This is a genomic window from Desulfoglaeba alkanexedens ALDC, from assembly GCF_005377625.1.
Classification (GTDB): domain Bacteria; phylum Desulfobacterota; class Syntrophobacteria; order Syntrophobacterales; family DSM-9756; genus Desulfoglaeba; species Desulfoglaeba alkanexedens.
In genome coordinates this window covers 1,064,569-1,089,833 of the sequence record NZ_CP040098.1, presented here as the reverse complement: position 1 = coordinate 1,089,833, position 25,265 = coordinate 1,064,569, and the positions used below count along the sequence as shown (strand labels likewise).

At 59.6% G+C, this 25,265-nt stretch carries 29 protein-coding genes; 23 read left to right on the top strand and 6 right to left on the bottom strand.

The window, feature by feature from the left end; genetic code table 11:
- Positions 1-87: 87 nt before the first annotated feature.
- The 14 genes from FDQ92_RS05185 (at position 88) to obgE (ending at position 9,666) form a co-directional block, all read left to right on the top strand.
- Complete coding sequence (locus tag FDQ92_RS05185; RefSeq protein WP_137423593.1) at positions 88-1,605, top strand: SagB/ThcOx family dehydrogenase; 1,518 nt, start codon at positions 88-90, stop codon at positions 1,603-1,605.
- Between the two features lie 15 nt (positions 1,606-1,620).
- Positions 1,621-1,848, top strand: a complete 228-nt coding sequence (locus FDQ92_RS05180) for a hypothetical protein (protein ID WP_137423592.1) — start codon at positions 1,621-1,623, stop codon at positions 1,846-1,848.
- Positions 1,849-1,908: 60 nt separating this feature from the next.
- Positions 1,909-2,109 carry a heavy-metal-associated domain-containing protein gene (locus FDQ92_RS05175; RefSeq protein ID WP_137423591.1) on the top strand — a complete coding sequence of 67 codons (201 nt, stop codon included), beginning with the start codon at positions 1,909-1,911 and terminating at the stop codon, positions 2,107-2,109.
- Positions 2,096-4,588, top strand: coding sequence for a heavy metal translocating P-type ATPase (locus FDQ92_RS05170; RefSeq protein WP_137423590.1), 2,493 nt, complete (start codon positions 2,096-2,098; stop codon positions 4,586-4,588). The genes FDQ92_RS05175 and FDQ92_RS05170 overlap by 14 nt, the downstream gene beginning before the upstream one ends.
- A 130-nt stretch (positions 4,589-4,718) precedes the next feature.
- Positions 4,719-4,877 carry a rubredoxin gene (gene rd, locus FDQ92_RS05165; RefSeq protein WP_137423589.1) on the top strand — a complete coding sequence of 53 codons (159 nt, stop codon included), beginning with the start codon at positions 4,719-4,721 and terminating at the stop codon, positions 4,875-4,877.
- 31 nt (positions 4,878-4,908) lie between these two features.
- A complete protein-coding gene (locus FDQ92_RS05160; protein ID WP_170180200.1) occupies positions 4,909-5,403 on the top strand; it encodes a ferritin-like domain-containing protein in 495 nt (164 codons plus the stop codon).
- Positions 5,404-5,641: 238 nt separating this feature from the next.
- A complete protein-coding gene (locus tag FDQ92_RS16150; protein ID WP_137423587.1) occupies positions 5,642-5,839 on the top strand; it encodes a type II toxin-antitoxin system HicA family toxin in 198 nt (65 codons plus the stop codon).
- On the top strand, positions 5,836-6,075 hold the full coding sequence (locus FDQ92_RS05150; RefSeq protein WP_137423586.1) for a hypothetical protein: 240 nt from the start codon (positions 5,836-5,838) through the stop codon (positions 6,073-6,075). Before FDQ92_RS16150 ends, FDQ92_RS05150 begins: the two co-directional genes overlap by 4 nt.
- Positions 6,076-6,303: 228 nt before the next feature.
- A complete protein-coding gene (locus FDQ92_RS05145) occupies positions 6,304-6,504 on the top strand; it encodes a ferredoxin (protein WP_137423585.1) in 201 nt (66 codons plus the stop codon).
- A gap of 117 nt (positions 6,505-6,621) precedes the next feature.
- Positions 6,622-7,371: a DVU0298 family protein gene (locus tag FDQ92_RS05140; protein ID WP_137423584.1), complete on the top strand. Its 750-nt coding sequence runs from the start codon at positions 6,622-6,624 to the stop codon at positions 7,369-7,371.
- Between the two features lie 238 nt (positions 7,372-7,609).
- On the top strand, positions 7,610-7,741 hold the full coding sequence (locus FDQ92_RS15885) for a hypothetical protein (protein WP_281276847.1): 132 nt from the start codon (positions 7,610-7,612) through the stop codon (positions 7,739-7,741).
- Between the two features lie 111 nt (positions 7,742-7,852).
- On the top strand, positions 7,853-8,179 hold the full coding sequence (gene rplU / locus FDQ92_RS05135; RefSeq protein ID WP_137423583.1) for a 50S ribosomal protein L21: 327 nt from the start codon (positions 7,853-7,855) through the stop codon (positions 8,177-8,179).
- Between the two features lie 63 nt (positions 8,180-8,242).
- Positions 8,243-8,509, top strand: a complete 267-nt coding sequence (rpmA, locus tag FDQ92_RS05130; RefSeq protein WP_137423582.1) for a 50S ribosomal protein L27 — start codon at positions 8,243-8,245, stop codon at positions 8,507-8,509.
- A gap of 101 nt (positions 8,510-8,610) precedes the next feature.
- Positions 8,611-9,666 carry a GTPase ObgE gene (gene obgE / locus FDQ92_RS05125; RefSeq protein WP_137423581.1) on the top strand — a complete coding sequence of 352 codons (1,056 nt, stop codon included), beginning with the start codon at positions 8,611-8,613 and terminating at the stop codon, positions 9,664-9,666.
- A gap of 144 nt (positions 9,667-9,810) precedes the next feature.
- On the opposite strand, the gene FDQ92_RS05120 is transcribed toward obgE, so the two are convergent.
- A complete protein-coding gene (locus tag FDQ92_RS05120) occupies positions 9,811-11,388 on the bottom strand; it encodes a hypothetical protein (RefSeq protein ID WP_137423580.1) in 1,578 nt (525 codons plus the stop codon).
- 274 nt (positions 11,389-11,662) lie between these two features.
- Between FDQ92_RS05120 and FDQ92_RS05115 the strand changes: the two genes are divergently transcribed.
- The 3 genes from FDQ92_RS05115 to FDQ92_RS05105 all read left to right on the top strand — a co-directional run bounded on the left by FDQ92_RS05115 (position 11,663) and on the right by FDQ92_RS05105 (position 13,966).
- Positions 11,663-12,706, top strand: coding sequence for a DUF933 domain-containing protein (locus FDQ92_RS05115; RefSeq protein ID WP_137423579.1), 1,044 nt, complete (start codon positions 11,663-11,665; stop codon positions 12,704-12,706).
- A gap of 131 nt (positions 12,707-12,837) precedes the next feature.
- Positions 12,838-13,176, top strand: coding sequence for a zinc ribbon domain-containing protein (locus tag FDQ92_RS16420; protein ID WP_137423578.1), 339 nt, complete (start codon positions 12,838-12,840; stop codon positions 13,174-13,176).
- Between the two features lie 55 nt (positions 13,177-13,231).
- Positions 13,232-13,966, top strand: a complete 735-nt coding sequence (locus FDQ92_RS05105; RefSeq protein WP_137423577.1) for a hypothetical protein — start codon at positions 13,232-13,234, stop codon at positions 13,964-13,966.
- A gap of 269 nt (positions 13,967-14,235) precedes the next feature.
- Here the strand turns inward: FDQ92_RS05105 and FDQ92_RS05100 are convergent, their stop codons facing one another.
- On the bottom strand, positions 14,236-15,324 hold the full coding sequence (locus FDQ92_RS05100; RefSeq protein WP_137423576.1) for a 4Fe-4S dicluster-binding protein: 1,089 nt from the start codon (positions 15,322-15,324) through the stop codon (positions 14,236-14,238).
- Between the two features lie 203 nt (positions 15,325-15,527).
- Here FDQ92_RS05100 and mgtE point away from each other — a divergent pair, with 203 nt between their 5' ends.
- Positions 15,528-16,880, top strand: coding sequence for a magnesium transporter (gene mgtE / locus FDQ92_RS05095; RefSeq protein WP_170180198.1), 1,353 nt, complete (start codon positions 15,528-15,530; stop codon positions 16,878-16,880).
- Between the two features lie 193 nt (positions 16,881-17,073).
- On the opposite strand, the gene glgA is transcribed toward mgtE, so the two are convergent.
- Entirely contained in the window at positions 17,074-18,540 is a 1,467-nt protein-coding gene (glgA, locus tag FDQ92_RS05090; RefSeq protein ID WP_137423574.1) for a glycogen synthase GlgA, read from the bottom strand.
- A 263-nt stretch (positions 18,541-18,803) separates the two neighbouring features.
- On the opposite strand from glgA, the gene ahbB reads away from it, so the two are divergent.
- Both ahbB and FDQ92_RS05080 read left to right on the top strand, forming a co-directional pair.
- Positions 18,804-19,820, top strand: coding sequence for a siroheme decarboxylase subunit beta (gene ahbB, locus FDQ92_RS05085; RefSeq protein ID WP_137423573.1), 1,017 nt, complete (start codon positions 18,804-18,806; stop codon positions 19,818-19,820).
- Between the two features lie 43 nt (positions 19,821-19,863).
- Positions 19,864-20,193: a hypothetical protein gene (locus tag FDQ92_RS05080; RefSeq protein WP_137423572.1), complete on the top strand. Its 330-nt coding sequence runs from the start codon at positions 19,864-19,866 to the stop codon at positions 20,191-20,193.
- Positions 20,194-20,358: 165 nt separating this feature from the next.
- Here FDQ92_RS05080 and FDQ92_RS05075 read toward each other — a convergent pair whose 3' ends face one another.
- The 3 genes from FDQ92_RS05075 to FDQ92_RS05065 all read right to left on the bottom strand — a co-directional run bounded on the left by FDQ92_RS05075 (position 20,359) and on the right by FDQ92_RS05065 (position 22,134).
- Entirely contained in the window at positions 20,359-20,613 is a 255-nt protein-coding gene (locus FDQ92_RS05075; RefSeq protein ID WP_137423571.1) for a hypothetical protein, read from the bottom strand.
- A gap of 327 nt (positions 20,614-20,940) precedes the next feature.
- On the bottom strand, positions 20,941-21,459 hold the full coding sequence (locus tag FDQ92_RS05070; protein ID WP_137423570.1) for an FKBP-type peptidyl-prolyl cis-trans isomerase: 519 nt from the start codon (positions 21,457-21,459) through the stop codon (positions 20,941-20,943).
- Between the two features lie 42 nt (positions 21,460-21,501).
- The gene (locus FDQ92_RS05065) at positions 21,502-22,134 is read right to left on the bottom strand and encodes a tetratricopeptide repeat protein (RefSeq protein ID WP_137423569.1); all 633 of its coding nucleotides are present in this window, start codon (positions 22,132-22,134) and stop codon (positions 21,502-21,504) included.
- A gap of 296 nt (positions 22,135-22,430) precedes the next feature.
- On the opposite strand from FDQ92_RS05065, the gene FDQ92_RS05060 reads away from it, so the two are divergent.
- From FDQ92_RS05060 to dsrB, 3 genes are all read left to right on the top strand, one after another.
- Positions 22,431-22,667, top strand: coding sequence for a dissimilatory sulfite reductase D family protein (locus tag FDQ92_RS05060; RefSeq protein ID WP_137423568.1), 237 nt, complete (start codon positions 22,431-22,433; stop codon positions 22,665-22,667).
- 180 nt (positions 22,668-22,847) lie between these two features.
- The gene (gene dsrA, locus FDQ92_RS05055; RefSeq protein ID WP_137423567.1) at positions 22,848-24,122 is read left to right on the top strand and encodes a dissimilatory-type sulfite reductase subunit alpha; all 1,275 of its coding nucleotides are present in this window, start codon (positions 22,848-22,850) and stop codon (positions 24,120-24,122) included.
- Positions 24,123-24,134: 12 nt separating this feature from the next.
- The gene (dsrB, locus tag FDQ92_RS05050; RefSeq protein WP_137423566.1) at positions 24,135-25,235 is read left to right on the top strand and encodes a dissimilatory-type sulfite reductase subunit beta; all 1,101 of its coding nucleotides are present in this window, start codon (positions 24,135-24,137) and stop codon (positions 25,233-25,235) included.
- Positions 25,236-25,265 lie beyond the last annotated feature (30 nt).

Below are 25,265 nucleotides of genomic sequence, written 5' to 3'. Positions count from 1 at the left end.
CCGGCACCCGGGTTTACACAAGAACGCTTCGGGCGGCGTGAGCCGCCCGTCTTTTTTGCGGCAGGGGTGCCTTGGGAGGAGGCGGGCATGGCAGAGGAGATGGTTACGGGAAGCGCCTATCACGAGAAAACCGGCTACAGCCGTTACCAAATGAAGGGGGGTGCCCTCGACTGGCGCCACCAGCCGGTTCTTGATAAGTCCTACCGGGGACTCCCGGTGGTCGATTGCACGGGAAAGGCCCGCCCGCCCGGTGATGTTTCGTTTTCGGAAGTCGTTGCATCCGGAACGCCTCAGGGGAAGCCGGAAGCGGCCTCTCTGGAGGAACTCGCGGCGTGCCTGGGTCTGGCCTACGGCTGTACCGCCAAGAGCGTTCAGGGCGAGAAGGCCTTTTATTTCCGAAGCGTCCCTTCCGCGGGTGCACTTTACCCTTGCGAACTTTACGTGGCGACGCGCGCCGTTTCCGGGTTGGAAGACGGGCTGTATCACTACACGGCGCCGTCCATGGACCGACAGGAGCTGGTCCGGCTGCGTTCCGGTGTTTTTGTTCGGAGGAGTGATCGTGCGGCAAACGAGGACGATCCCGCCCTGGCCTTTTTTGTAACGGTGATCTTCTTTCGGAGTGCCTGGAAGTATCGGGACCGGGCCTACCGGTATCATCTCCTGGATGCGGGGCACCTGTTGGAAAGCCTGGTGCTGGCGCTGCGGTCTCTCGGCTGGGCGTCGAGGGTTTCCCTGGATTTTTCCGATGAACGCGCCAACCGGTTTCTGGGTTTGGATCCCGAGCGGGAAGGATGCCTGGCCATGGTTTGGGTTCCGGAAACCGCGGTCGTGGACCTGGAGGCGTTGGGTGACGAAAACCTGGGTTCTGTTCAACCTGAAGCGTCCCGGGTGAGCGCCGGTGAACGGCCGTACGAACTCATCTCCGCCGTGCACCGGACGACATCGGTTTTGGGAAGGATCGGCGTGGAGTCGGTGGATGATCCTCTTTACGGAACCCGAATCCAGCGCTGGCAGCCGTTCGGTATCGAAGCCGCATGGCCGGAAACGTTTTCCTTTGTGGAAACGGTGCAACGGAGGCGGTCCCGGCGCAACTTCGTCAGAAACGATATTCCGGAGGCTGTGGCCAGGGCTCTGGTTTCTTCGCTTTGGGTCGGTTTCGACGCCTCTGGAACGGGTCCGGGTCGACTGGAGCCGGCGGTTTGGTCCGGGTTTTTCTGCCGGGCGGTGGCGGGATTGAAAGCGGGGTTTTACCTGCTGGACGAGACGCGCAGGGCCGTTGGGCTGGTCCGGGAAGGGGACTTTTTGAAAAACTCGGCTCACGTCTGCCTCGACCAGGGCTGGTTATCCCGGGCGGCGTTTCATTTTGTCTTTGTGATTCACCTGGAATCCGCCGAAGACCGGGTGGGGCCCCGCGTCTATCGCCATATCATGCTCGCCGCAGGAAGACTCGGCCATCGAATTTATCTCGCAGCCACGGCTCTGGGCCTCGGCGCCTGCGGTATCGGCGCTTTCTATGACGGAGAAGCCCGTGAACTCCTGGGCCTGGGCTGCGGGGAAACGCTGCTCTACCTGGTGGGAGCCGGCCCTTTAAAAAGGAGCTGGTAGAAGGAGTCTGAGGTCATGGTACGGTTCGAGTACGCCATCACGAAGCACCCGGCCGAACATTTTCAGCATCTTGTCTATTTCTGCGCCGACGATGGATCCTGCTCACTGGAGCAGGTCCCTGGCGAGCAGACAAAGATCCTCGAGGAGATTCTGAACCGGCGGGGAAGTGAAGGCTGGGATCTGGTCCAGGTGGCTTTTGGAAGAAATGGACTTCTGGCTTTCTGGAAGCGGGCGGCGGGCTGATCTGCGGGGGACGGGCGGCGCAGTCCCGTGGTTCCGGTTTGCGGGTTGAGGAGGTGATCCATGAACATGAAAGTGAAGATCAGGGGGATGTCCTGCCGGCATTGTGTGGCCACGGTGGCCAAGGCTCTAAAAGAAATTGAAGGCGTGTCCAACGTTGAGGTCAGTTTGGAACGCGGGGAGGCGACTTTCGACGCCGCGCGTCCCGTGGACATGGAGCAAGTGCGAAAGCAGATCGAGAAGGTGGGTTATGAAGTCGGCTAGAGAGAGCCTTGCCGTCCGGGGGATGACCTGTGCCGCCTGTGTGCGGCGGGTGGAACGGGGTCTCAAGGAGCTGGACGGAATTCTCGATGCTTCCGTCAATTTGGCCGTCGAACGGGTCACGGTCGTGTACGACCCGGAAAAGCTGGACCTCGATGCGGTTCGACGGCGCATCCGGGAACTGGGCTACGAAGCGTTGCAGGAGCCTGGCGCGGCCGGGATTTCAGGGAGAAAGGTCACGCTTTCGGTGGGCGGGATGACCTGTGCCGCGTGTGTTCGGAGAGTGGAAAATGCACTCAGAGGCCTCGAAGGGGTGGCCGAGGCATCGGTGAACCTGGCCACCGGCAGAGCGACGATCGTTACGGAACCGGACGTTGCTGTGGTTTCCGAGCAGCTGAAGGAAGCACTCGAAGATGCGGGCTATGAATTTCTCGGGATCTGGTCGGAAGCCGGGGAGGATCCCCAGGAGGCCGCCCGGGCGCAGGAAACGAGGGATCTCAAGATCAAAGTGATTGTCGGGCTCGTTTTGAGTGCCGCCATCATGGCGGGATCGATGAAGTCGATGATTCCGGGCCTTCGCGATCTGCCCACAGCTCCCGTCAACTTGGTCCTCATGGGCCTCACTTTTCCCGCGGTTTTCTGGGTGGGTGGGCGCTTCTTCACCGGTGCGTTCAAGGCGGCCCGCCAGAAGACGTCGGACATGAACACACTGGTCGCCCTCGGTGCCACGTCGGCGTACGTATACTCGTCCATGGCAACCCTCTTTCCCGGGTTTTTCGAGCGGGCGGGGATCATGGCGCATGTCTACTTCGACGGGGCGGCCATGATTGTTGCGCTGGTGCTCCTCGGCCGGTTGTTGGAAGTGAGGGCCCGGGGAAAAACGTCGCTCGCCATCAAGCGACTCATGGGCTTGAGGCCCCGGACGGCTCGTGTGATTCGAGGCGACAAGGAAGTGGATGTTCTTATCGAGGAGGTGCAAAAGGGCGATGTGATCGCCGTCCGGCCGGGGGAACGGATTCCCACCGACGGTAGGGTACTGAGCGGATCCTCGCACGTGGACGAATCGATGCTCACTGGAGAAAGCGTTCCGGTGTTCAAGACGCAAGGAAGCGATGTCTTCGCGGGGACCATCAACGGCAGCGGCCGGATCACCTTCAGGGCGGTCCGGGTGGGTGCGGAAACGGCTCTGGCCCAGATCATCCGTCTGGTGGAAGAAGCCCAGGGTTCCAAGGCCCCGGTGCAGCGCCTTGCGGACCGGGTGGCCTCCGTTTTCGTGCCGGTGGTCATCGTCATCGCGGTCACGACGCTTCTGGTCTGGACATTTGCGGTGCCGGGATCCGATGTGAGCCGCGCGCTCCTCAATTTCGTCTCCGTGTTGATCATCGCGTGCCCCTGCGCCATGGGGCTCGCGACCCCGACGGCGGTCATGGTGGGAACGGGCCTGGGTGCAGAATCGGGCATCCTCATCAGGGGCGGCGAGAGCCTTGAAAGGGCCCACCAGGTCGATACCGTCGTTTTCGATAAGACGGGTACCCTGACGGAAGGGAAACCCAAGGTCAGGGAAATCGTTGCCGGTGAAAACGAATCGGCGCGGGACGAGCTGCTGATCCTTGCCGCCTCTCTGGAATCGGCTTCCGAGCATCCCTTGGGGCGAGCCATAGTTCGTCGAGCGGAAGAAGCCGGCCTGGTGCTCAAGTCGGTGGAACGCTTCGAAGCGGTGGCCGGATTCGGGGCGCGAGGCGTCGTGGCGGGGCGATCGGTGGTTGTGGGCAACCGCCGCTTGATGGAGGAAGAGGGCTTACCGCTGGATTCCCTGGACGGCCGCCTGGAAGAGTTCATCGCTTCCGGAAAAACATGTGTGTACACGGCGGTGGACGGAATGGTGCGAGGAGTGCTTGTCCTTTCGGACGCCCCCAAGGAGAGTGCCGTTTCGTGCATCCAGCGGCTGAAGGCGATGGGCCTGGAAGTGTGGATGATCACCGGAGACAACGAACGGACGGCTCGGACCGTCGCCGGCGAGGTTGGGATCGAGCGTGTGCTTTCTGAGGTGCTTCCGGGTGAAAAAGCCGAAAAGGTGAGAGAGCTTCAGGAAAAAGGCCGCAAGGTGGCCATGGTTGGTGACGGTATCAACGATGCCCCGGCCCTCGCGGCGGCTGATGTGGGGATCGCCATCGGGGCGGGAACCGACGTGGCCATGGAAGCCAGCGATATCACCCTCATGCGGGACGACCTCATGCTGGTTCCACGGGCGATCCGGCTGTCGTCGCTCACCATGAAGGTCATCCGCCAAAACCTGTTCTGGGCGTTTTTTTACAACAGCGCGGGCATCCCTGTGGCGGCCGGGGTGTTGTACCCCTTCTTCGGCATCCTGTTGAATCCCATGTTTGCGGCGGCGGCTATGGCCATGAGCTCCGTTTCGGTGGTGGGAAATGCTTTGCGCCTGAGGCGCCTCTGGGCAAAGGAAATCAAACGAAGCGGATGAACGGCTTATTTTTGCATCCCAAAGAAAAAGCATTATAGTGAGAGGCAATGGCTGATCGCGATAGGCGGTCGGCGGAGACTGAAGCAGGCGAGATCGAGAGGAAACTCTGTGAACCCAAGGAGGTGATCTGATGGATCGTTACGTGTGCCAGATCTGCGGTTATGTGTACGACCCGGACCAAGGTGATCCTGACAATGGTATCGCTCCCGGCACGCCGTTCGAAAAGCTTCCCGACGACTGGACCTGCCCCGTGTGCGGCGCTTCCAAGAGTGAATTCGAAAAAGAATAGCGGGTCCTCAGAGGACAAGGAGTCTGAATCGATGATGTTTGGATTCAATGCGGCGGAAGTCTTCAACATCGCCATCGAAATCGAAGAAAACGGCAGAGTCTTTTACCGGAAAGCCCGCGAAAGGATCGCCGACCCGGAAGTCAAAGAAATCTTCCGGGATCTGGAGCAGCAGGAAATGGAACACAAGAGACGGTTCCAGGAGATGAAGGAAGGTCTCCCCAGGCAGGCGACGGAGCGTACCGTTTGGGACCCGGAAAACGAACTGGATCGTTACCTCAAAATGATGGCCGACCAGCATGTGTTCCGGACGGAAGACGAAGTGGAGGAAAGGCTGAGGGGCGTGAACGACGCCGTGGACGCGCTCCGGCTGGCCATCGAATTCGAAAAGGATTCGGTCATCTTCTTTCTGAGCATGCAGGACGCTACGGAAGAGGAGAAAGGCCGGGAACTGATCGGGCTCCTGATAAAGGAAGAACAGAGCCACCTTCGGCGCCTTTCGGTCCAGCTGCAGAAGCTGACGCACTGACCCGAAATGCCCGGCCTTGGGAAATGTGGACGTTTTCGGAGGGGTTCCCCCCCTCCCTCGAAACCTGGAGCGGCGGGCTTGAAACCCGCCGCTTCAAAGCGATGGGCGTGGATGTGAATTCTAGGGACATAATACTTAATTCGCCTAACCAATGGATCCACTTGACGGGTATTCCGCTGGTGCTCCATAGCCGCAAGTGATCCTGTCGTTAGGTGAGTAACAATACAAAGGGAAGCTGATGCCGCCAAAAATTCGGGACTTAATAGCGGAGTTGGAGAAGGCTGGGTTCGTGAATCGCGGTGGCACAGGGAGTCATCGAAACTTTAGCCATCCGAAAGTACAAAAACCCATTATAATTTCAGGTAAACTTGGGGACGATGCAAAACATTATCAGGCCCGTGCAGTGCGCATGGCTCTCAAGGAGTTGGAAAAATGAAAGATAGCGCAAAATACGCAAAGATTGTCGAGTGGTCGGAAGAAGATCAGTGTTATGTCGGAAGTGCCCCCGGACTGATTCTCGGTGGATGCCACGGCGACGACGAAAAATATGTTTTCGAAGAACTATGCCAAATCGTCGAAGAAGCCATTGACCTATACCATAAAGATAACAAGCCTCTGCCGCCAGCAACAAGCGGCCACGATCTCGCCAATCGTTTGCAGAACATCGCATAGCAAGCGGATCCAGGCGACGGCAAAAAGCGTCGCGCCTGATGCTTGTCGTTATGTGCAGAAAAGAGATGGATATGACAGCACTTAGAACCTTTCGTATTGATGGATCCAGTTTATATGAAAATAGAAGATTCATTAATAATGTCGACTGGTTATTGTGCTACGTTTTTCCTCTCGTTCCCAAGCTGGAGCTTGGGAACAAGAAGCAATCTCTTTTTCGGAGAACCGGCCATGCCCAAGACCCCCGTGATCGATTTGAGCACATGCAGCCAATGCGAAGGGTGCGTCGAAGTCTGCCCGTCCGTCTTTAGGAAGAACGAAGCAGGCTATATCGAAGTGCTGGATCTGTCCGACTTTGCTGAGGAATGCGTCGAGGAAGCCATGAAGTTCTGCCCGGCCGGCTGTATCCACTGGGAAGAGGAAGACACGTGAGGGATGTTTTGGTGCCCGGCGGGGCGCTCGGCGCCGCAGGCCCCCTCATGCCGGGGAGCAAGCAGCCCGCGGTCTCCATAAACGACGTGATGTGACGAGGGAAGGATGGCATCCGGGATGCGCCAACTCAAGTGGGAAATGAAAGCACGGTTGCGAAGCCGGGCATTCCTGGAAGAGCTGCATGAACTTTCGGGTGTTTCTCTCAGGCGGATGATCAATCCGCTCTTTTCTTTCCTGTGCGATGCCGATGAAATCGTCCGCTGGCGGGCCGTCACAGCCTTCGGGGAAGTGGTCTCACGACTGGCCGAGCAAGACGTGGAATCGGCCCGTGTGATCGTCCGGCGGCTCATTTGGAACCTGAACGATGAATCGGGCGGTATAGGCTGGGGAGCTCCGGAGGCCATGGGTGAAATCATGGCGCGCCATGGGGGGATGGCCGCCGAATATTTCCAGATCCTCCTCGCCTACATCCGCGAAGACGGCAACTTTCTGGAACACGAACCGCTCCAGGCCGGGGTGCTCTGGGGCCTTGCTCGGGTGGCCGAAATCCGGCCGGAGTGCTTCGTCTGGAACCCGACTGTTCACGTTCCGGCGGGAGAGGCAGGCCGCAGTCCAGCGGCGGCGGAGGCGGCGTTTACGGAGCCCGTTCCTTATATTCTACCGTTTCTTGACGCCGGTGCGCCGGAACTCCGCGGCCTGGCCGCAAGGCTCCTCGGCCTTATCGGGGCGGCCGAAGCGGTCATCCGCTTGGAACGTCTTCTGGATGACGGCCGGCCTTTTCGCTTTTATGACGGCATTCGGGTGAGTGACGTCCGCGTGAAGGATCAGGCCGCCGAAGCCATGGAAAGGATCCGTTCCCGACGCTGAAGCCGCTGTCTGTTTCTTTTATGCTCTTCCCGTTTTCAACCCTTTCGATCCAAGCCTCCATCGGGCCCGGACGATGATCCTCTGTCGCGGTCTCCATGACTTGCGCTGAAGAAGGAAAGATCGACCGGGTTTTGTGAAGGCTCGATGCACCCGGGTCAGCCGATCCGAAATCTCTTGACAGCTTATTGGATGAGACTCTATAAAACACTGTTCCGTCACTTCTGGAAGGGAGGCGTTTATGCCCTTGAGAAGCCCATGTCTGGATTGTGACCGAGTGGATCAGGACAAGAACAAGTGCATCGAAAACTGCGAAAAGCTGAAAGAATACCAGGAAATGCTTCTAAAGCAAGGGGCATACGCCCGGGTTTGATAATGCAATCGGTCCACGGTACGCCCGGCGGCCTTTCGGCCGCCTTTTCAGCTGGAGCCTTGGGGGCCTTCCAGGGGTGGATCGGGCAAGAGTGGTGCGGAGGAATGTGCCATGTTTGCGATCATTCAGGCAGGTGGGAAGCAGTATAAGGCCGCTCCCGGTACGGTATTGAAGCTGGAAAAGATTGAAGGCGAGCCGGGCGACGAGATTCTTTTGGACCAGGTGCTGCTGGTGTCCGAAGGGGATGAGGTGCATGTGGGCCGGCCGAATCTTCCCGACAAGGTGGTGCGCGCACGGATCGTGGACCAGGGGCGTCACAGGAAGATCAGGGTGCTCAAGTTCAAACGCCGCAAGGGATACCGCAAGCAGCAGGGCCACCGCCAGTATTATACAGCGGTTCAGATCGAGGGCATCGAGGACCGGGCCGCCGACGTCTGAAGCTTCTGTATCAGGAGACGGTTAAGTCGGCGGACCGTTGCGTCGTTTTTGGAGGTTTGTTTCATGGCACACAAGAAAGCGGGCGGAAGCTCTCGAAACGGCAGGGACAGTGCCGGCCAGAGGCGCGGTGTCAAGAAGTACGGCGGTGAATACGTTCGGGCCGGAAACATCATCGTCCGGCAGCTGGGAACCAAGTTTCATCCTGGAACCAACGTGGGAGTGGGCAAAGACTATACGCTTTTCGCGCTGATCGACGGTGTGGTGGCTTTTGAGCACAAGGACAAGCTGCGCAAGAAGGTAAGCGTCTATCCCATTCCGGCTCAATCCTGACTTTCCGCGATCCTCTCCATTCAAAGCGTTTCGAGGACGGACGACGAGGGGGTCTGAGCCCCCGTCGTCGTCACCGTTGCGTTGTAACGCGGTCGCCTTCCATGAAATTCATTGACGAAGCCAAGATCCGGGTCGAAGCCGGAAAAGGCGGAAACGGCTGCATGAGTTTCCGGCGGGAGAAGTACGTTCCCCGCGGCGGTCCGGACGGCGGAGACGGAGGAAAAGGCGGCGATGTCTGGTTGGAGGCCACGGAGCAGAAGGCGACGCTGCTGGATTTTCGCTACCGGAGGATCTTCCGGGCCAGGCGGGGAACTCACGGCCAAGGCAAGAATAAACATGGAAAAGGCGGCTCGGACCTGGTGCTCCCGGTTCCGGTGGGAACCGTGGTAAAGGATGTGGAAACGGGCGAGGTGCTGGCCGACCTCGACGCGCCGGGCACCCGTTGGTGCGCCGCCCGCGGCGGGCGAGGCGGAAGAGGGAACGCCCGCTTCGCGACGTCCACGCGGCAGGCTCCACGTTTCTCGGAAGAAGGCGAAGAAGGACAATCCCGGGACATCCAACTGGAATTGAAGCTCCTGGCCGACGTGGGCCTTGTGGGTTTCCCAAACGCGGGCAAATCGACACTCATCGCCGCGGTTTCGGCGGCCAGGCCCAAAATCGCCGACTATCCCTTCACCACGCTTATACCCACCCTGGGGGTCGTTCAAGTCGATGACAGTCGCCTGTTCATCATCGCGGACATCCCGGGGCTTATCGAGGGAGCCCATGAGGGCGCCGGGCTGGGTATTCGATTTCTTCGCCACATTGAGCGAACGAAGGTGCTGGTTCACCTCATCGACATCTCGACGGTCCCTGAAGATCGGCCCCTGGAACCTCTCGAAAAGATCGAACATGAACTCTACAGCTACTCCCCTGCTTTGCTTCAAAAACCCAGGGTCGTCGTCTTGAGTAAAATCGACCTACTTGGCGATCAAAGCGCCGTCGAACGGATCACCACCAACTTCCAAGGCGTCGGGCACCCCGTCATGGCTGTTTCCGCTCTTACCGGAAAAGGACTTCAGCCGCTCCTCCGGCTACTCGCCGAACTGCTTCAAGAACACTCGAGGTGCAGCCAGCCGTTTCCACCGCCCGCTGACTCCCTGGGTGCGACATCCTGAAGCCTTTCGGACACGGCCTCCCGATCGCCTCGCGCCCGATATCTCGCGAGCGTGTCCCCCTTCCCTTCTTTCTCATCGATTGTGGGTTCCCGACGATGTGAATGGAAAGCGGGGATGCTTGAGTTCCAGGCCGCAGGAGAGTGCTCATCCGGTCTCCGGGATCACGATGGGGAGCCGAAGGCACGTCCGCTGCGCCAGTTTCTCGGCTTCCCGCGCCGACGGAACGAAGACGAACGCCTGGGTTTCGTCCAGTTCGTCAAGCTGCAGGTCGCCTGCGAGGCGCCATTCCCGCTCCGTTTTCCAGGCGTGCTTCGGCGGAAGATGCAGCTGGAAACGGTGCCGTTCAGAGACCTTCAGCCTTTGAAAGGCATGGGGCGGGCCGTAGACGGCTGGCTTGGCGCCCAGTCGACGAAGGCGCGCCTTGCGAACTGCGATGCCGTAAGGTTCGAAAGTCCAACGGATGAGAGCAGGATTCCACCGGCGGATGGCGCTCAGTTCCGATGGAGGCCGGGCCGACCAGGAAACGACCGGTGTTTTGCCGCGAACCAGGCGAGCGGCCCCGCGGATGCGTCTTTCGTTGAGGATCCTCGCCAGGGTGTCCAGGGCGGTGTGCCCGGAGTCCGAAAGCCCCTGGAGAAGGGCCGTGAGGTACTCTTCCCGGCTCTGCCCGGGCCAGGGCCCGGGGCAGGCCCGGGTATAATGATAGAGGTATTCCTTCCAGGCCACCGAGTCCGCCGGTTTCAACGGCGGGGCGGCCCGAAGGGACTCGATCCGCCCGGCCCGCTCGCCGGCTTCCTGTTCAAAGAAGCGGGCGGTTTCAGGAAAACGCTTCAGCAGCGACGCGTTGCCGCCGGTTTCCCTGCCCGTGTTTCGCGGGCGAAGAATCCACTGCAGCCGCGGGTTGACGTTCTGTTGCTCCCGGAGGACAGCCTCAAGGTTTCCGTTGGAGCGGACTTCCAGGACGAGGTGGATGTCGGAAAGCGCGGCGAGGAGCCGGTCACGACACACCATGGCGGTGTGCTTGGAACATCGAGGGCCGGCCAGGCGGCACGTGGCGATAAACTGCGGCGTCGAGGCGCCTTCGAACGACTTCAGCGGGATGCGGAAAGGGATTGGCGCAGGTTCACAGCGAACGATCCCTGCGGTGGGATTCCGCCTGAGGTTCCAGTAGGTCACCAGGTCGTAGGTCAGAGTTCCCTCGCTGCTGATCCAGGCGAAGCGCGAAGGGTCGGCCTGTTCCAGGGCGTAACGGAGAGCTCGAAGCCACGGAGCCTGGGGGTCCGTGAGCCGTGGCTTTCTGGAATTGAAGGCCGCGATCCCGAAACGGCACGGGTCCCGGAGCGTTCCCCTGAAGAAAAGAACCTGGGGGCAGGCGCTCGGACTGTCCACACGAACCGCGATTCGTAGCCCTTCCGCCAGGTGGCGTCGAGCTGCGCGGCGGCTTTCCCGGAGGAACTTCTCAGAGGACCGGGCTGAAAGACCGTTTCCGACCCAGAACCGCCCAAGAGTCGCTTGTTCCAGGTGGAAACAGGACACTCCGCCTCGGGCCGAGCCCGTCTGCCATTCGTCCAGGCAGCCGCGCAGGGCCCGGTGATAGTCCGGTCCCGCTAGCGTCTTCACCCGTGACAGCATGAGCGCGATGGTGACAAGAAACAGGCTCACGGTTTCTGTGGCTTCGACGAAAGAAGGCCGGGGCCTGAGGCCGGGAGGATCGGAAAACAAGGCGCGTCCCTCGTGCATCTTTGCATGCGGTTTCAGGGTTCCGGGCTTCTGAGACGCCGAAATCCGCGGCTGAAACGGGCGGGCGTCGGTTGCGGTTCAGAAGGCCCGTTTTCTCTTTCCTTCGGCGGCGTTTTCCTCGAGCTTTAGACCCGGTTGCTCCGGGGTACGGACACCTTGCAGCAAATTCAATCCGTTGGACACCTTCCGACTGAACGGACTATAATCTGCATCATTTGGATGAGCTTTCAAGGGCAGTGCGATCAGGGAGACGGTCATGAAACTTGGAATGGTCGGTCTTCCCCGCTCGGGGAAAACGACGGTTTTCAACGCGTTGACGCGAAGGAGCGGCGAATCTGCTCCCGCGGGAGGGCAAGTTGTGCCCGTTCTCGGCACGGTTTCCGTTCCCGACCCGCGGGTGGACTGGTTAAGCGCATTGTACCGGCCGAAGAAGACGACTCATGCGCAGGTGACCTACTTGGATCTGCAGGGAATGCCCGGCGCCCAGGAAAACCGAAAAGAATACATGGCGCTTCTTCTGAACCACATGCGCCCCGTGGAAGCTTTGCTCATGGTGGTGAGAAATTTTGAGGACCCGTTGAGCGGAAAGGCGGCCCCGGAGCGCGAGTTTCGACAACTGACCGAGGAATTCCTTCTGGCCGATCTGACCACCGTGGAAAAGCGGTTGGAGCGGCTGGCGGCTGAACGGCAGAAAGGACGGCAGGGCGTCGATGCGGAACGCGAGCTGTTGGAGCGTTGCGCGGCTCTGCTCAACGAGGAAAAGCCGCTGCGGAGCGACCCGGAACTGGCGGCTGCTCCAGAGCTGCGCGGTTTCACTTTCCTTTCGGCGAAACCCACGCTGGTGGTGGTGAACAATGCAGACGACGACGACCGAACACCGAGCGTGGATTTCGGCGATGCGGAAGTTGTGGTCGTCCGGGGTAAACTCGAAATGGAACTGGCTCAACTGGAGGAAGCCGAGGCGGCCGTGTTCATGGAAGATTACGGTATCAGGGAGTTGGCCGTCTACCGCGTGATCCAACGTTCGTTTGGTCTCCTGGGCCTGGGGACTTTCCTCACCGTGGGCGACGACGAGGTGAAGGCTTGGACCGTTCCGGTGGGGCTTCCCGCCGTGGAGGCCGCCGGGGTCATTCATTCGGACATCAAGAAGGGTTTCATTCGAGCGGAAGTGGTGGCTTATTCGGACCTGGAGCGGGCGGGCGACTATGCCGCGGCGCGGAGGCTGGGACTCGTCCGCCTGGAAGGTAAGGACTATCCCGTACAGGACGGCGACGTGATCCATTTCCGCTTCAACGTGTGACGGGCTTGTGCCGCCGGCGTCCGTTTCCGCGAAAGGTTGGCGGGTGGTGCCCGTTTACGGCGCCCGATCGAAGTCGTAAGGGCCCGTCGCACGTGGACGCTGTTTTTGTGCATCCGTTGTAATCTCAAGGAATGAGTGAAGCGGTGTTCGTCTTTATTGGAGGGATTCAGCCGAAAACCCGGGTGCTCGACCATACGCCCAGACTGTGTCCGGCTTGCGGCCTGGCACAGGCGCGACTGAAGCGGGTCGACCATGTTCTGAGCCTCTTTTTCATCCCGCTTTTTTCGGTGAAACGGGGGACGCCCGTACTCATGTGCGAGCGGTGTGGTTATGCATGGCCTCCCGAATGGGCTTCACCAGGTATGAGCCATCGTGTTGAAAAAACGGACGATTTCCTTAGATGTTCAGGGTGCGGCGCGCCCCTGGATGCGGTATTTAAGTATTGTCCTCACTGTGGAAGAAGGGTATAAGCGTTAGAAACAGGCTGGGGGGCGCAGTTTTGTATTTCGATACAGGTGAAATTTCATGATCAAAATGACCGGCAATATCATTCCGTTTCCGACGATCGCTCAGCCCAACATCGAGCAGACGCTGGATAAGTTCCTGGAAGAGCAGCGACGGCGATTGAAACGGCGAACCTATCAACGCTATGAAGAAGTGGTGACGCTCTTTGCGACGTCTCTGAACCTTTACGGCTACCAGGAACTTCCGACAAACGGAGAACAGACCTTCTATCGCCGTCTGGCCGATTACAAGGAACTGGCGTTTTGCACTATATTCGGTCCGGACAAGATTCCCAGCGGTGTTCCGACCTTCTTGCGCTATTTCATCATCCACAAGGTGATGGCGTCCGAGTCGCTCCTGAGAGCGGCGGGGAGAGTCACGAAGAAGCTCATGCAGTGGCTGGCGGAAAACGGCTACGCCCGCAAAGAAGAAGCGCGCCAGGCCATAGAGCTTGCGGCGGAAGCCTCAAGGGAACTGCCGGCGGCCGAACGGCTGGCCCGGCTCCTTTACGATTACGCGCAAACCCATGCGCCGCGAGGTTGGACCGATGAACTGGACGACTACTTCACGGTGGAAGAGGTGAAGCCTGGTGTCCTGGTTCTCTCCGGTTTGACCACGGAAACCGACATCCTGGAAGTGAAAGTCCCCCGTGAGGTTTCGGACCATTGCAAGGTCGGCTGGCAGATCAACATGCTGCTCGGAGAAACGCGAAACGGATGGCGCATTCTGGAAACAGGAAACGTCTACCCGATTTGATCCGGCAGGGAGAGCCGTCTCCCCGGTCGCGCGGTCCGGGGTGAGCAACGGACGGGTTCCTGGAGATTCCATTGTGCTTGAAACAGGAAGGGCGCCGCTTGGGCGCCTTTCCTGCTTTCCGGGCCCGATTTCAGCCCGTGCCGCCTTCCGCGCTATGGAAGGTTTTTGTGCGCTGCGGCGTCGATGGATGCCGAGGTGTCATGGCAGCCGAGCCCCCGCCGTGGGGGACCGCGGGCAAGAGCCGTTTTGGGGCGGGAGAGCCTGCGGCCTCAGGTATGAATCTGCCTGAAGCGCTCCATCCGCTCTTGCGCGATCCGCTGGAAGGTTTCGAACGGATGTGCGGGGGGAACCTTCCGGTCTTCTTCTGGTTTCAGTTCCAGACGGATGGCCTCCTCGGGGCAGGTCGTGACGCAAAGCCCGCACCCGATGCATCGGTCCTGTTCGATGGCGGCTGTGCCGTCTTCACCCATGACAATGGCGTCCATCTGGCAGCGGTCCAGGCAGGTTCCGCAGCCCGAGCAGTCTTCGGCTTCGACGGAGGCGAAGTAGTTGGAGGCGGCATAGCGTGCCGGTTGGGGGAGCCGCTTGAGGTTCTTGAGAATCTGGCAGCAGCAGCCGCAGCAGGCGCAGATGTTCACGACTTTTTGGGCGTTGGTGGGTTGGAGGACCAGTCCCGTGTCTTCCGCCAGATCCAGAATGTGGAGGGCTTCTTCGCGGCCGATGGGGCGCCCCAGGCCGTTTTCCTCATAGAAGTCCGCGGCCGAGCCGAAGACGAGGCAGGTTTCCAGGGGCCTGTCGCAACCCTTTCCCATGATCCGGTGTTCTTTGCGACAGATGCAGGGAGCGACCACGATGCGGTTCTGCTCATGAATGAGGCGGCGGGCTTCTTCGTAGGGCATGATCCGCTGTTCAGGGGTGAGCGCCCTGGCCGCCGGGATGGTTCGCAGCTGGGGGGTCCCAAGCTTCATGGATGCGTCGAAGAAGTGCGGGATGTATTCGTTCATGTCGCGGATGAGATCGGGATCCAGGTCGTTCACGTGGTATTCCCAGATGCCGACGATGAACTGGGCGGCCATGTAGCGGACTTGTTCGCCTTTGCGCAACCTGAGGATCAGTCCTTTTCGGGACAGGTCGTAGAGCTTATCCGCAAGCTCCCGGGGATCGCCTCCGGTGCGGGCTGCGATTTCCTGAGGGGACTCGGGTTTCAGGCTGAGTTGCCGAGCGAGTTGCGCCTCTTCCGGCGAAAAAAGCCGCTTGAGAATCCGTATCTCCACGCCGGACTCCGTCCGCGGGAATCCCGCTGGAAGGCGATCCAGGTGATCGGCAAGCTGTTCGTAAATCACTTCGTTTGCGTCCATTGGGAGTCTCCTGGTGTGGGAAGGAATCTTGACAGCGTCCGGATTTTACCGCGTCAGCACGCATCCATAGCACAGAAGGGCTCGATTGAAAACGTTGAGGCGGTCTGATAGAAGAACAGGACCTCGGAAAGGGAACTGCCGGTTTGATGCCGATGGAGCGACCTTGAGCGGTATGCGGCGGGTCGAGGGAGGAGATGGGACCCATGGTTGAAAACGCCGGCGTGGAATTCCTCCGGGATATGGTCCGGAGCGGCGGCCGCGACGAATTGGTGGAAGCCTTGAAGGCTCTGCACCCTGCGGACGCAGCCGAAGTGCTGGCGACGCTCCGGCCGGAGGAAATCGCCCGTTTCATCGAGATCCTTGGACCCGAAACCGCGCTCCCCATTTTCGAGTTCGTGCCGTTCGAGGTACAGAAAGAGACGCTGGAGTATCTGCCGCGGAACGTGTTGGTTCAGTTGATTTCGAACATGAGGCCCGACGAACGGGCGGACCTGGTGGAGGAGATGGACGAGGTCACCAAGGACCGCCTGCTGGCCCTCCTCATCCAGGCTGAACGGCAGAATCTCCTGAAGCTGCTCACCTATCCGGAAGACAGTGCCGGCGCGTACATGACCACCGACTACGCACTGCTCCGTCCGGAGACCCGGGTCCGCTCGGCCTTGGATCAGCTGCGCCTCCAGGCTCCCAAGAAGGAAACCATCTACTATGCCTATGTGGTCGACGACGCCCGCCGACTGGTGGGCATCGTCTCGCTCCGGGACCTCATTATGGCCCGGCCGGAAAACCTGGTGGGCGACATCATGCACACGAACGTGATCGCCGTCCGCGTGGATATGGACATCGAAGAGGTGGCCAAGGAAATGGTTCGCTACGACTTTCTGGCCATGCCCGTTGTGGACGGCGACAACCGCCTGGTGGGCATCATCACCTACGACGACATCTTCGACGTCATGACCGAAGAAGCCACCGAGGACATGTATTTTCTCGCCAACCTGGACACGGACGAAAAAGTGTCTTCGCCGCTTCGCCGTTCCGTGGTGTTGCGGGTTCCATGGCTCATGGTGAACCTCGCCACCGCCCTGGTGGTCTCCTACACGGTTCACGTTTTCTCGGATACGATTCAGCAGTTTGTAGTTCTCGCCAGCCTCATGCCCATCGTCGCCATGCTGGGCGGAAACGCCGGAAACCAGTCACTCACGGTGGTCGTTCGGGCCCTTGCCCTGGGTGAAATGCAGCTCAAGGGCAACTGGCGGATTGTTCTGAAGGAGGCAGGGGTAGGGTTTTGCAACGGGTTGGCCGTCGGATTGGTGATGGGGGGGATCGCCTACCTGTGGCACCGGAATCTCTGGCTTGCGACCATCATCTGCATGGCCATGACCATCAACCTGGTGGTCGCCGGGCTCTTCGGTGCCATGGTGCCCATCACGCTCCGGAAATTGAACCTTGATCCGGCACTGGGGTCGAGCATTTTTGTGACGACGGCAACAGATGTAGGCGGTTTTTGTGCCTTCCTGGGATTGGCGAGCCTTTTTATCCATCAACTGCTCAGCCCGTGACACGAAGAAGAACTCCGGTGACACGACGTGGCTGACGCACGAGAAATCGGCCGGGTGACGGCACCAAGCCCCGGAACGATCGAAGTGGTCTGAGCCGGTCCGAAGGCAGTCTCTCCACCACGAGGTAGCAACGCCCATTGCCGGGCGACCGGCTTTGCAGGGGGCTTCAACCCATCCGGATTCCGATTTCCGTTCACCGGCTTTCCGCCAGAGCGCTTTCGTAGACCTCCAGGTAAGCTCTAGCACTCCGCGACCACGAGAAGTCTTGCAGCATGGCTTGCTTCAGGAGCCTCGGCCATGCCGTGTCGTCTTGCATCAGTTCGAGTGCCGACCGAACGACGGTCAGGAACGCGTCGGGCGTGTAACGGTAGAACTTGAACCCGGTCCCCGTTTGAGGAAAACGCAGAACATCGATAACGGAATCGACCAGGCCGCCTACGGCGTGGACGATGGGGACGGTTCCGTAGCGGAGGCTGTACATCTGGTTGAGGCCGCAAGGTTCGTAACGGGAAGGCATGAGGAAGCAGTCGGCGCCGGCTTCAATGCGGTGGGCTAGGCCTTCGTCGAAGGCGAGGCGCAGGTGGAAGCGGTCCGAATAGCGTTCGGCCTTTTCCTTGAGCCATTCCTCGATGGAGGCGTCCCCGGTCCCGAGGATCACCAGGTTCAAGGGAAGGGACAGAAGGTCGTCGAAGCAATCTTTCAGGAGATCGAACCCTTTCTGCGGTGTAAGGCGGCTGATCATGCCGAACAGGGGGTGGGCGAGGCGATCTTCTGAGAAACCGCATTCCTTGGCCAGGGCTTCCTTGCAGCGACGTTTTCCCGAGGGGTTTTCTGCGGAGTAATTCGCCGGAAGGTGGGGATCGGTTTCCGGATTCCAGATAGTCGTATCGATGCCGTTCAGGATGCCGGTAAGCCGGCCGCTTCGGTGCCGAAGGACCCCGTCCAGGCCGAAGCCGTTTTCCGGTTCCTGGATTTCCAGGCTGTATTGAGGGCTCACCGTGGTGATCCGGTGGCTGTATTGGATGCCGGCTTTGAGAAAGTTCATCTGCCCCCAGAACTCCATGCCTTCCATGGTAAAAGCGTCGCCGGGAAGCTGCGTCAGGCTGAAGAAACGGTCCGGAAACAGCCCTTGGTAGCCCAGATTGTGGATGGTGAGAACGCTCCGCGTTCGGAACCAGTAGGGATCGTGGCGCCAGAAGAAATGAAGATAGGCGGCGGTGAGCGCGCTCTGCCAGTCGTTCAGGTGCAGAACGTCTGGATACCAGCCCGTGTGAACGCAGAGGGGGTGGACGGCCCGGCAGAAGGCGAGGAACCGTTCCACGTTGTCTTCATAATCACCGCGAACCGGGTGGCCGTAGAGATGCGGGCGGTCGAAAAATTCTTCCTTTTCCAGGAGAGACAAGGAAACCCCGGCCTTGGTGCGGGTTTCCCAGAAGTGCACGTGGAAGTCGTGGAGACCGATGGGAATGGAGGTCCACTCCGCCACCGGCCGCGGATTCAGGACCCGGTCCCGGGCGGATCGGTGATATGGCATGAAGATGCGGACGTCGCAGCCCTGCGCGGCCAGGGCCTCCGGCAACGCCCCGGCGACGTCGGCCAGTCCGCCCGTCTTGGCGTAGGGGGCCACTTCGGGGGAACAGAAAAGTACCTTGAGCGCCATGATCCTTCCTTGCGCCAATACCGGTCTCGCCGGTTTCCGGTCGTTCAGGGGTGCCTCCGCCCGGTGGAGACGACTTCTGAAGAGGCGAGCCTCCCTATACCACGATCCACTCGCCTTTCCAAGACCGTGCGACGTGAGCTTGCGCTTTGGGAAGCCGAAACGCGCGCCCTCTTTCCTTGTCAGCGGGTGAACGGGAAGCTTATACTGCACGAGCCGGTGCGCCTCCGATCGCCGGAACGTCCGGGAGTCAAAGGAGAAGCGACTTGGACAACGAAAACCGATTGATCATGGATCGACTGCAGCGCTCTTTTCCCATCGACCCGGAGCCTTATCGCCGCTTGGGCGAAAGGCTGGGGTTGGAGGAAGGCGAAGTCATCGGCCGCATCGAGGAATTGAAAAAGCAGCAGCGAGTCCGCCAGATCAGCGCCATTTTCAACACAGGGGCCTTGGGCTATCAAAGCAGCCTGGTTGCCATGGCGGTTCCGGAAGATTGCCTGGACGCGGCGGTCCGAGCGGTGAACGCGTATCCCGGGGTGAGTCATAATTACCTGCGGCCGGCTTCGTACAACCTGTGGTTCACGGTGGCGGTTCCGCCCGGAAGATCGCTGGAGACCGTGGTCGAAACCCTATCGATCCGAGCCGGCGGCTGGCCGACGCTCATCCTTCCGGCTCTCAGAAAATACAAGCTCGCCGTGGTGCTGGACCTGCTCGACGAAGACGCCGTCGATGGCGCCCCTGGAGCCTTCACGCTCCCCAGGCTGGAAACCGGCGCCCCCTTTCAGCCTTCCAGTACCAACATCCGCGTGGCGCGGTGCCTCCAGGAAGACTTGCCCTTGGTCTCAAGGCCCTTCAAGGTATGGGCCGAAGAACTGGGCATGCCGGAAACGGAATTGATGAAGCTCATTGTCCATTGGACCAATACGGGTTGGATCCGCCGTTTCGCAGCGGTGCTCAATCACAGAGAAGTGGGTTTCGCCGCCAACGGGATGGTGGTCTGGCGTTGTCCGGAAGAACGTATCGACGGGTTGGGGAACATTCTGGCGGCCCATTCGGAGGTGAGTCACTGCTACCATCGGCCCGCCAGGCCGGAATGGCCGTACAACCTCTACGCCATGATCCACGGCCGAACGGAAGATGAATGCCGCGCGGCGGCGGAACGCCTCTCGGAGGCGATCGCCATACGTGACCATCGGATCCTTTTCAGCACCCGGGAATTCAAAAAGATCCGGCTGAAACTCTTCTGGGAAGACCCGGCGGATGAGGAAGGGAGTCGCGATTGACCTCTCGACGTTCGGGCTCAACGACCTATTTCAAGGATGGGAAATGACGGAAGACCGAGAAGAATACGAGCTCAAGAAGCGAGCGATCTTCGATGGGATGTCCAAGCGGGGCCGGGAACGTATCCTTCGGATCGGCTATGAGAACTGGGATCCGTTCCAGGAGCCCAAGGACCCTCGGGAACGCATCTGCAGCGATTCGGCCGTCCGCGCCGACGCCATCCTCAACGAGTTTTTCGCCGCACACTCCAATGATCAGCGCTACCGGCAGTTCCACAAGGACCTGTTCGACCTGTGCCGGGGTCTTCTGAGGGATGAACCCCGATCCCTCGCCCTCCTCGACTTCTGCCGGTGGTATGGAAGCCGCAGGATCTGAGGGCCCGGCGGTCTCGTTTAAGAGCTTGGTAGCGTAAAAAATAATAGATCTAATATTTGATGCCAAATTCTATTTTCCCCTCCCTTGTGAGAGTGGATTAAGGGGATGGGAATGTAACTGATTGACATACGTTAACTTTCTCACCCTCACCCCAACCCTCTCCCATCAAGAGAGAGGGGGAGTTTTCCCCTCGTTCCCAAGCTCCAGCTTGGGAACGCCCTGCCCGGGAAGCTCCAGCTTCCCTCCTGCTACAGCTGAAACGCGCTGTCTTTCTAGGGAGCTCGCCAGGATCTCGAAGTGGTCTTTCCCCTCGTTCCCAAGCTCTCGCTTGGGAATAGCCTCACGGAAGCTGGAGCTTCTGCACAGTTGTGTGTTCCCAAGCTGGAGCTTGGGAACAAGAAGCAAAAGATCTGCACCCATTCTATTTCCCCTTCCCTTGTGAGAGGGGATTAAGGGGAGGGGGAGAGGGGGGATTTTTTGACCTTCGTTAACCTTTTTTGCTTAAGGTCTCCGCTTTAGAACGCTGCCATGATCTTGTCCAAAACAAGATCATGAAAGTCGGGCACTGAGGTACCTTATTCCTGTAGGAGCGGGCTTGGCCGCGACCCGTAAAATCGGCAATGTTCCGTTGACCCTGATCGCCGGCAAGCCAGCCCCTACAGGGGGTCGGCCCAGTTTGCCGTTATCGGTAGGAGCGGGCTTGGCCGCGACCGAAGGGTATTCTCAGACAGCCTCCGACCGTCCCGTTCAGTGAAGCGAAGGCTGCGAAGACGGGGGCATGGAGCCGCCCGTTCCGTGTTCACAGGGTCGAAGCTGTTCCAATTCGCTCGCTTCGGCGGGCCTGACCTTAACCACCCTGACCCGATAGTGCAAATCCTTTCCCGCCAGCGGGTGGTTGTAGTCCAGCCGGACGCCCCGGTCGTCCCTTTCCACTACGAAACAGCTGTACTGAACCCCGGTGTGATCGTTGGTGGCGATGACCCACTTGCCCTCCTGGAGATCCCGGCCCTGCGGAAACTCCTCGTAGCTCCGCCATTTGACCTGTTTCGGATCGCGATCCCCGAAGGCTTCCCGCGCCGGGATCACGAATCGGACTTCCCGGCCCTCTTCAAGCCCCAGAAGCCGCTCTTCCAGAGCAGGCAACACCTGGCTGTAACCGGCGATGAAATTGAGGGATGCCGGACGGTTTTCGCCCTTGACGTAACTGCCGTCGTCCAGCTGGACGGAATATTCAACGATGACGAAGCGGTCTTTCAGGATTTCCATGAGGCGGTACTCTTTCCCGAGATCGAGTGGGATCGACTTCGGCTAATGGGAACGGCCGTGTTCCTCTTCCACCGGGTAGCCCAAGGCCCTGGCCTGATCCAGATGATGTTCCGCCCTGGTGGGATCCCCCAGAAGCCTGTAGGCGGCCGCCAGATTGTAGTGGGCGGGGGCGAAGCGTTCGTCAAGCCGCAACGCCTCCAGGGAAGCTTCGATGCTGGCCTCCGGTTCGTCACTCCTGAGAAGGGCCGCCGCCAGGTTGTTGTGGGCCTGCACCAGCCCCGGCATGAGGCTGATGGCCCGGCGGCATGAGGCGATGGCGTTCTCCAGGTCCCCCTTCTGGAGGTAGGCGAAACCGAGGTTGCTGTGAGCCATGGCCAGGTTCGGGTTGATGGCCACCGCCTGCAGGTTGACTTGGATGCAGCGGTCCAGGTCCCTTTTCTGAAAATAGAGGCCGCCAAGGTTCACGTAGGCCTGAGCCAGTGAAGGATCGTGTTCGATGGCTTGTGCGAACTCGGAGATGGCTTCGTCGGTAAGCCCCTTGCGGGCATACGCGAGTCCCAAATTATAGTGGAACACGGGGGATTCGGGTTCGAAGAAGATCCGTTCCTTAAGGTACCGAATATACTGGTTTAGATCCCTTTGCAGGTCTTGCGTTTGCGGGGTGTCCGCGGTCATCGTTGGTCCTTTCGTGAATCGTTCGGAATCGACACATGCTTGGTCGCACCTCAGCACCCTAACAGGGGACAGATGGATGTGTCAAGGCTGGGCGGGACCCGCCGGGAACCCTCCCGGCACGCCGCAGGAGCCCATTTTTCCTGATTTTCTATTGACAAGGCTCGAGGTGCGAGTTTATAGAGGAGCCAGCATGAGTGAAACGATTCACTTTGTCAATTCACCGGAGGGTCGGTCAGAGGGGAGAACCCCTTTGTTGTTTAGAGGTTCTTGGAAGCCCTTACGCAAAGGAGAACGAGATGAGCGAAGAGGCGAAACAAAAGATCATGGAATACATGAAAAGTCAAAAAAAATCAAAGCTTTACTTTAACGACCTCTGCAAGGCCGTCCCGGATCTTGGCATGCGTCAGGCCAAGAAGCTCATCAATGAGCTGGTGACCGAGGGAAAGATCAGGTATTGGTCCAGCGGCAGCACGACCATGTACATGCTTCCCTCGGAAGGCGACCTGGAGAAGGAAGAGAAAGGCATGGCCTGAGTGTGCTGGGCGCTGGTTCCTAGCTGCCGCCGGGAAGTTTGGGACAACCGCTTTCTCGGACAAGAGGTCGGGGAAAGGTGATCGCGGCCCCGATGCTCCGTGCATAGGCCCGATTCAGCGACAGTGCGAGGATGGCGAGCTGAGTGCTGAAGTGGAGAACCCTTAAAGGAGGTATGAAGAATGGCGTTGAAACACGCAACCCCCCTGCTCGACGAACTGGAAAAGGGGCCATGGCCGAGTTTCGTGGCGGACATCAAGCGCATGGCGGCCAAGAGCGCCATGTGCGAAGATCTTTTGGGACAGCTGGAGCTGTCCTATGAGGAGAAGGAGGGCCACTGGAAGCACGGCGGCATTGTGGGCGTCTTCGGTTACGGCGGCGGCGTGATCGGCCGGTATTCGGACCGCCCTGACCTGTTTCCAAAGGTGGCTCATTTTCACACCTTGCGCGTGAATCAGCCCGCGAGCAAATTCTATTCAACCGAAATTCTTCGCAAGCTTTGTGATCTTTGGGAAGCCAGGGGCAGCGGCCTGACCAACATGCACGGGTCCACGGGGGACATCATTCTGCTCGGTACCACTACGGATCAGCTGGAACCGATTTTCTACGAACTGACCCACCAGCTGGGCATGGACCTGGGCGGCTCCGGTTCCAACCTTCGGACCCCTTCCTGCTGCATCGGCAAGGCCCGTTGCGAATGGTCGTGCCTGAACACGCAGGACATCACCTACGACCTTACCATGACGTACCAGGACGAGCTTCACCGTCCCATGTTTCCCTACAAGTTCAAGTTCAAAACTTCCGGTTGTCCCAACGACTGTGTTGCGGCCATCGCCCGCGCGGACTGCTCCATCATCGGTACCTGGCGTGACAAGATCCGCATCGACCAGGATGCGGTTCGAGCCTACGTGGGCGGGGAACTGGTCCCCAACGGCGGGGCTCACGGCACCGAAAATCGCGCTCTGGACATCCAGGAAGAAGTGATCCGCAAGTGTCCCACCCGCTGCATGCAATGGGATGGAAAGACCCTGAAGATCCGGGATGAAGAGTGTACCCGGTGCATGCATTGCATCAACGTGATGCCGCGGGCTCTCAAGCCGGGTGAAGACACCGGTGCCACGATTCTGGTGGGTGCCAAGGCTCCGATTTTGGAAGGCGCGCAGATGAGCAGCGTGGTCATTCCTTTCATGAAGATGGAGCCTCCCTACGAAGAGTTCAAATCCTTCGTCGAAAAGATGTGGGATTGGTGGATGGAAAACGGGAAGAACCGCGAGCGTCTTGGTGAACTCATCCAGAGACTCGGGATGAAAGCATTCCTTAAAGCCACGGAACTGCAGCCCGATCCGCGGATGATCAACACGCCGCGTTATAATCCGTACATCTTCTACGATCCGGCGGACGTGCCCGGCGGCTGGGAACACGATGCCGAGGGTTACCGCAAACGCCATCAGGCCTAGGGAGGTGAAGTTATGCCGTTCGATCCCAGCGACCTTATGAAAGACCGCCTCACGGATATTGGTCCTCCGAAGTACGACAGATTCTTCCCGCCGGTCATCAAGGACAACTACGGGAAGTGGAAGTACCATGAAATCCTTCAGCCAGGTGTACTGGTGCACGTTTCCGAGACGGGCGCCGAAGTCTACACGGTGCGCGTGGGCGCCTGCCGGCTGGTCAGCGTGGATTTGATCCGGGATATCTGTGATATTGCCGACAAGCATTGCGGCGGTTATGTGCGTTGGACCACCCGGAACAACATCGAATTTATGGTGGACGACAAGTCCAAGTTGCAGCCGCTCATCGATGACCTGAAGAGCAGGGGCAACTGGTTTCCGCTGGGCGGCACGGGAGCCTGTGTGACGAACATCGTCCACACCCAGGGATGGGTCCACTGCCACACGCCGGCCATTGATGCGTCGGGTATCGTCAAGTCGGTCATGGACGAACTGTTCGACTACTTCGGGAGCCACAAGCTGCCGGCTCAAGTCCGCATCTCGCTGGCGTGCTGCCTCAATATGTGTGGAGCGGTGCACTGTTCGGATATCGCCATTTTGGGTGTCCACCGCAAGCCGCCGTTTGTCGAGCATGAGCGCGTCCAGAACGTGTGCGAAATCCCGCTGGTCATCGCCGCCTGCCCGACGGCAGCGATCAAGCCGAAGAAGGTCGGCGAGTACAAGAGCGTCGAAATCAACAACGCCCGCTGCATGTTCTGCGGGAACTGCTACACCATGTGTCCGGCGCTTCCCATCGCCAACCAGGACGGCGACGGGGTCGCCTTGTGGGTGGGCGGCAAGGTGTCCAACTCTCGTACCGCTCCCAAGTTTTCGAAGCTGGCCGTTCCTTACATCCCCAACGAACCGCCGCGCTGGCCGACCGTGGTCCAGACGATCAAGAAGATCCTCGATACCTACGCGTCCGACGCTCGGCGTTACGAGCGGATGGCGGAATGGATCGATCGCATCGGGTGGGAACGCTTCTTCGAAAAGACGGGGCTGGAGTTCCGGTTCGAGCACATCGACGACTATCGGTTGGCGATGACCACGTGGCGAACCACAACCCAGTTCAAGTTCTAGGATCCTGAGCAAGGGCGCCGGCGGCTCGCG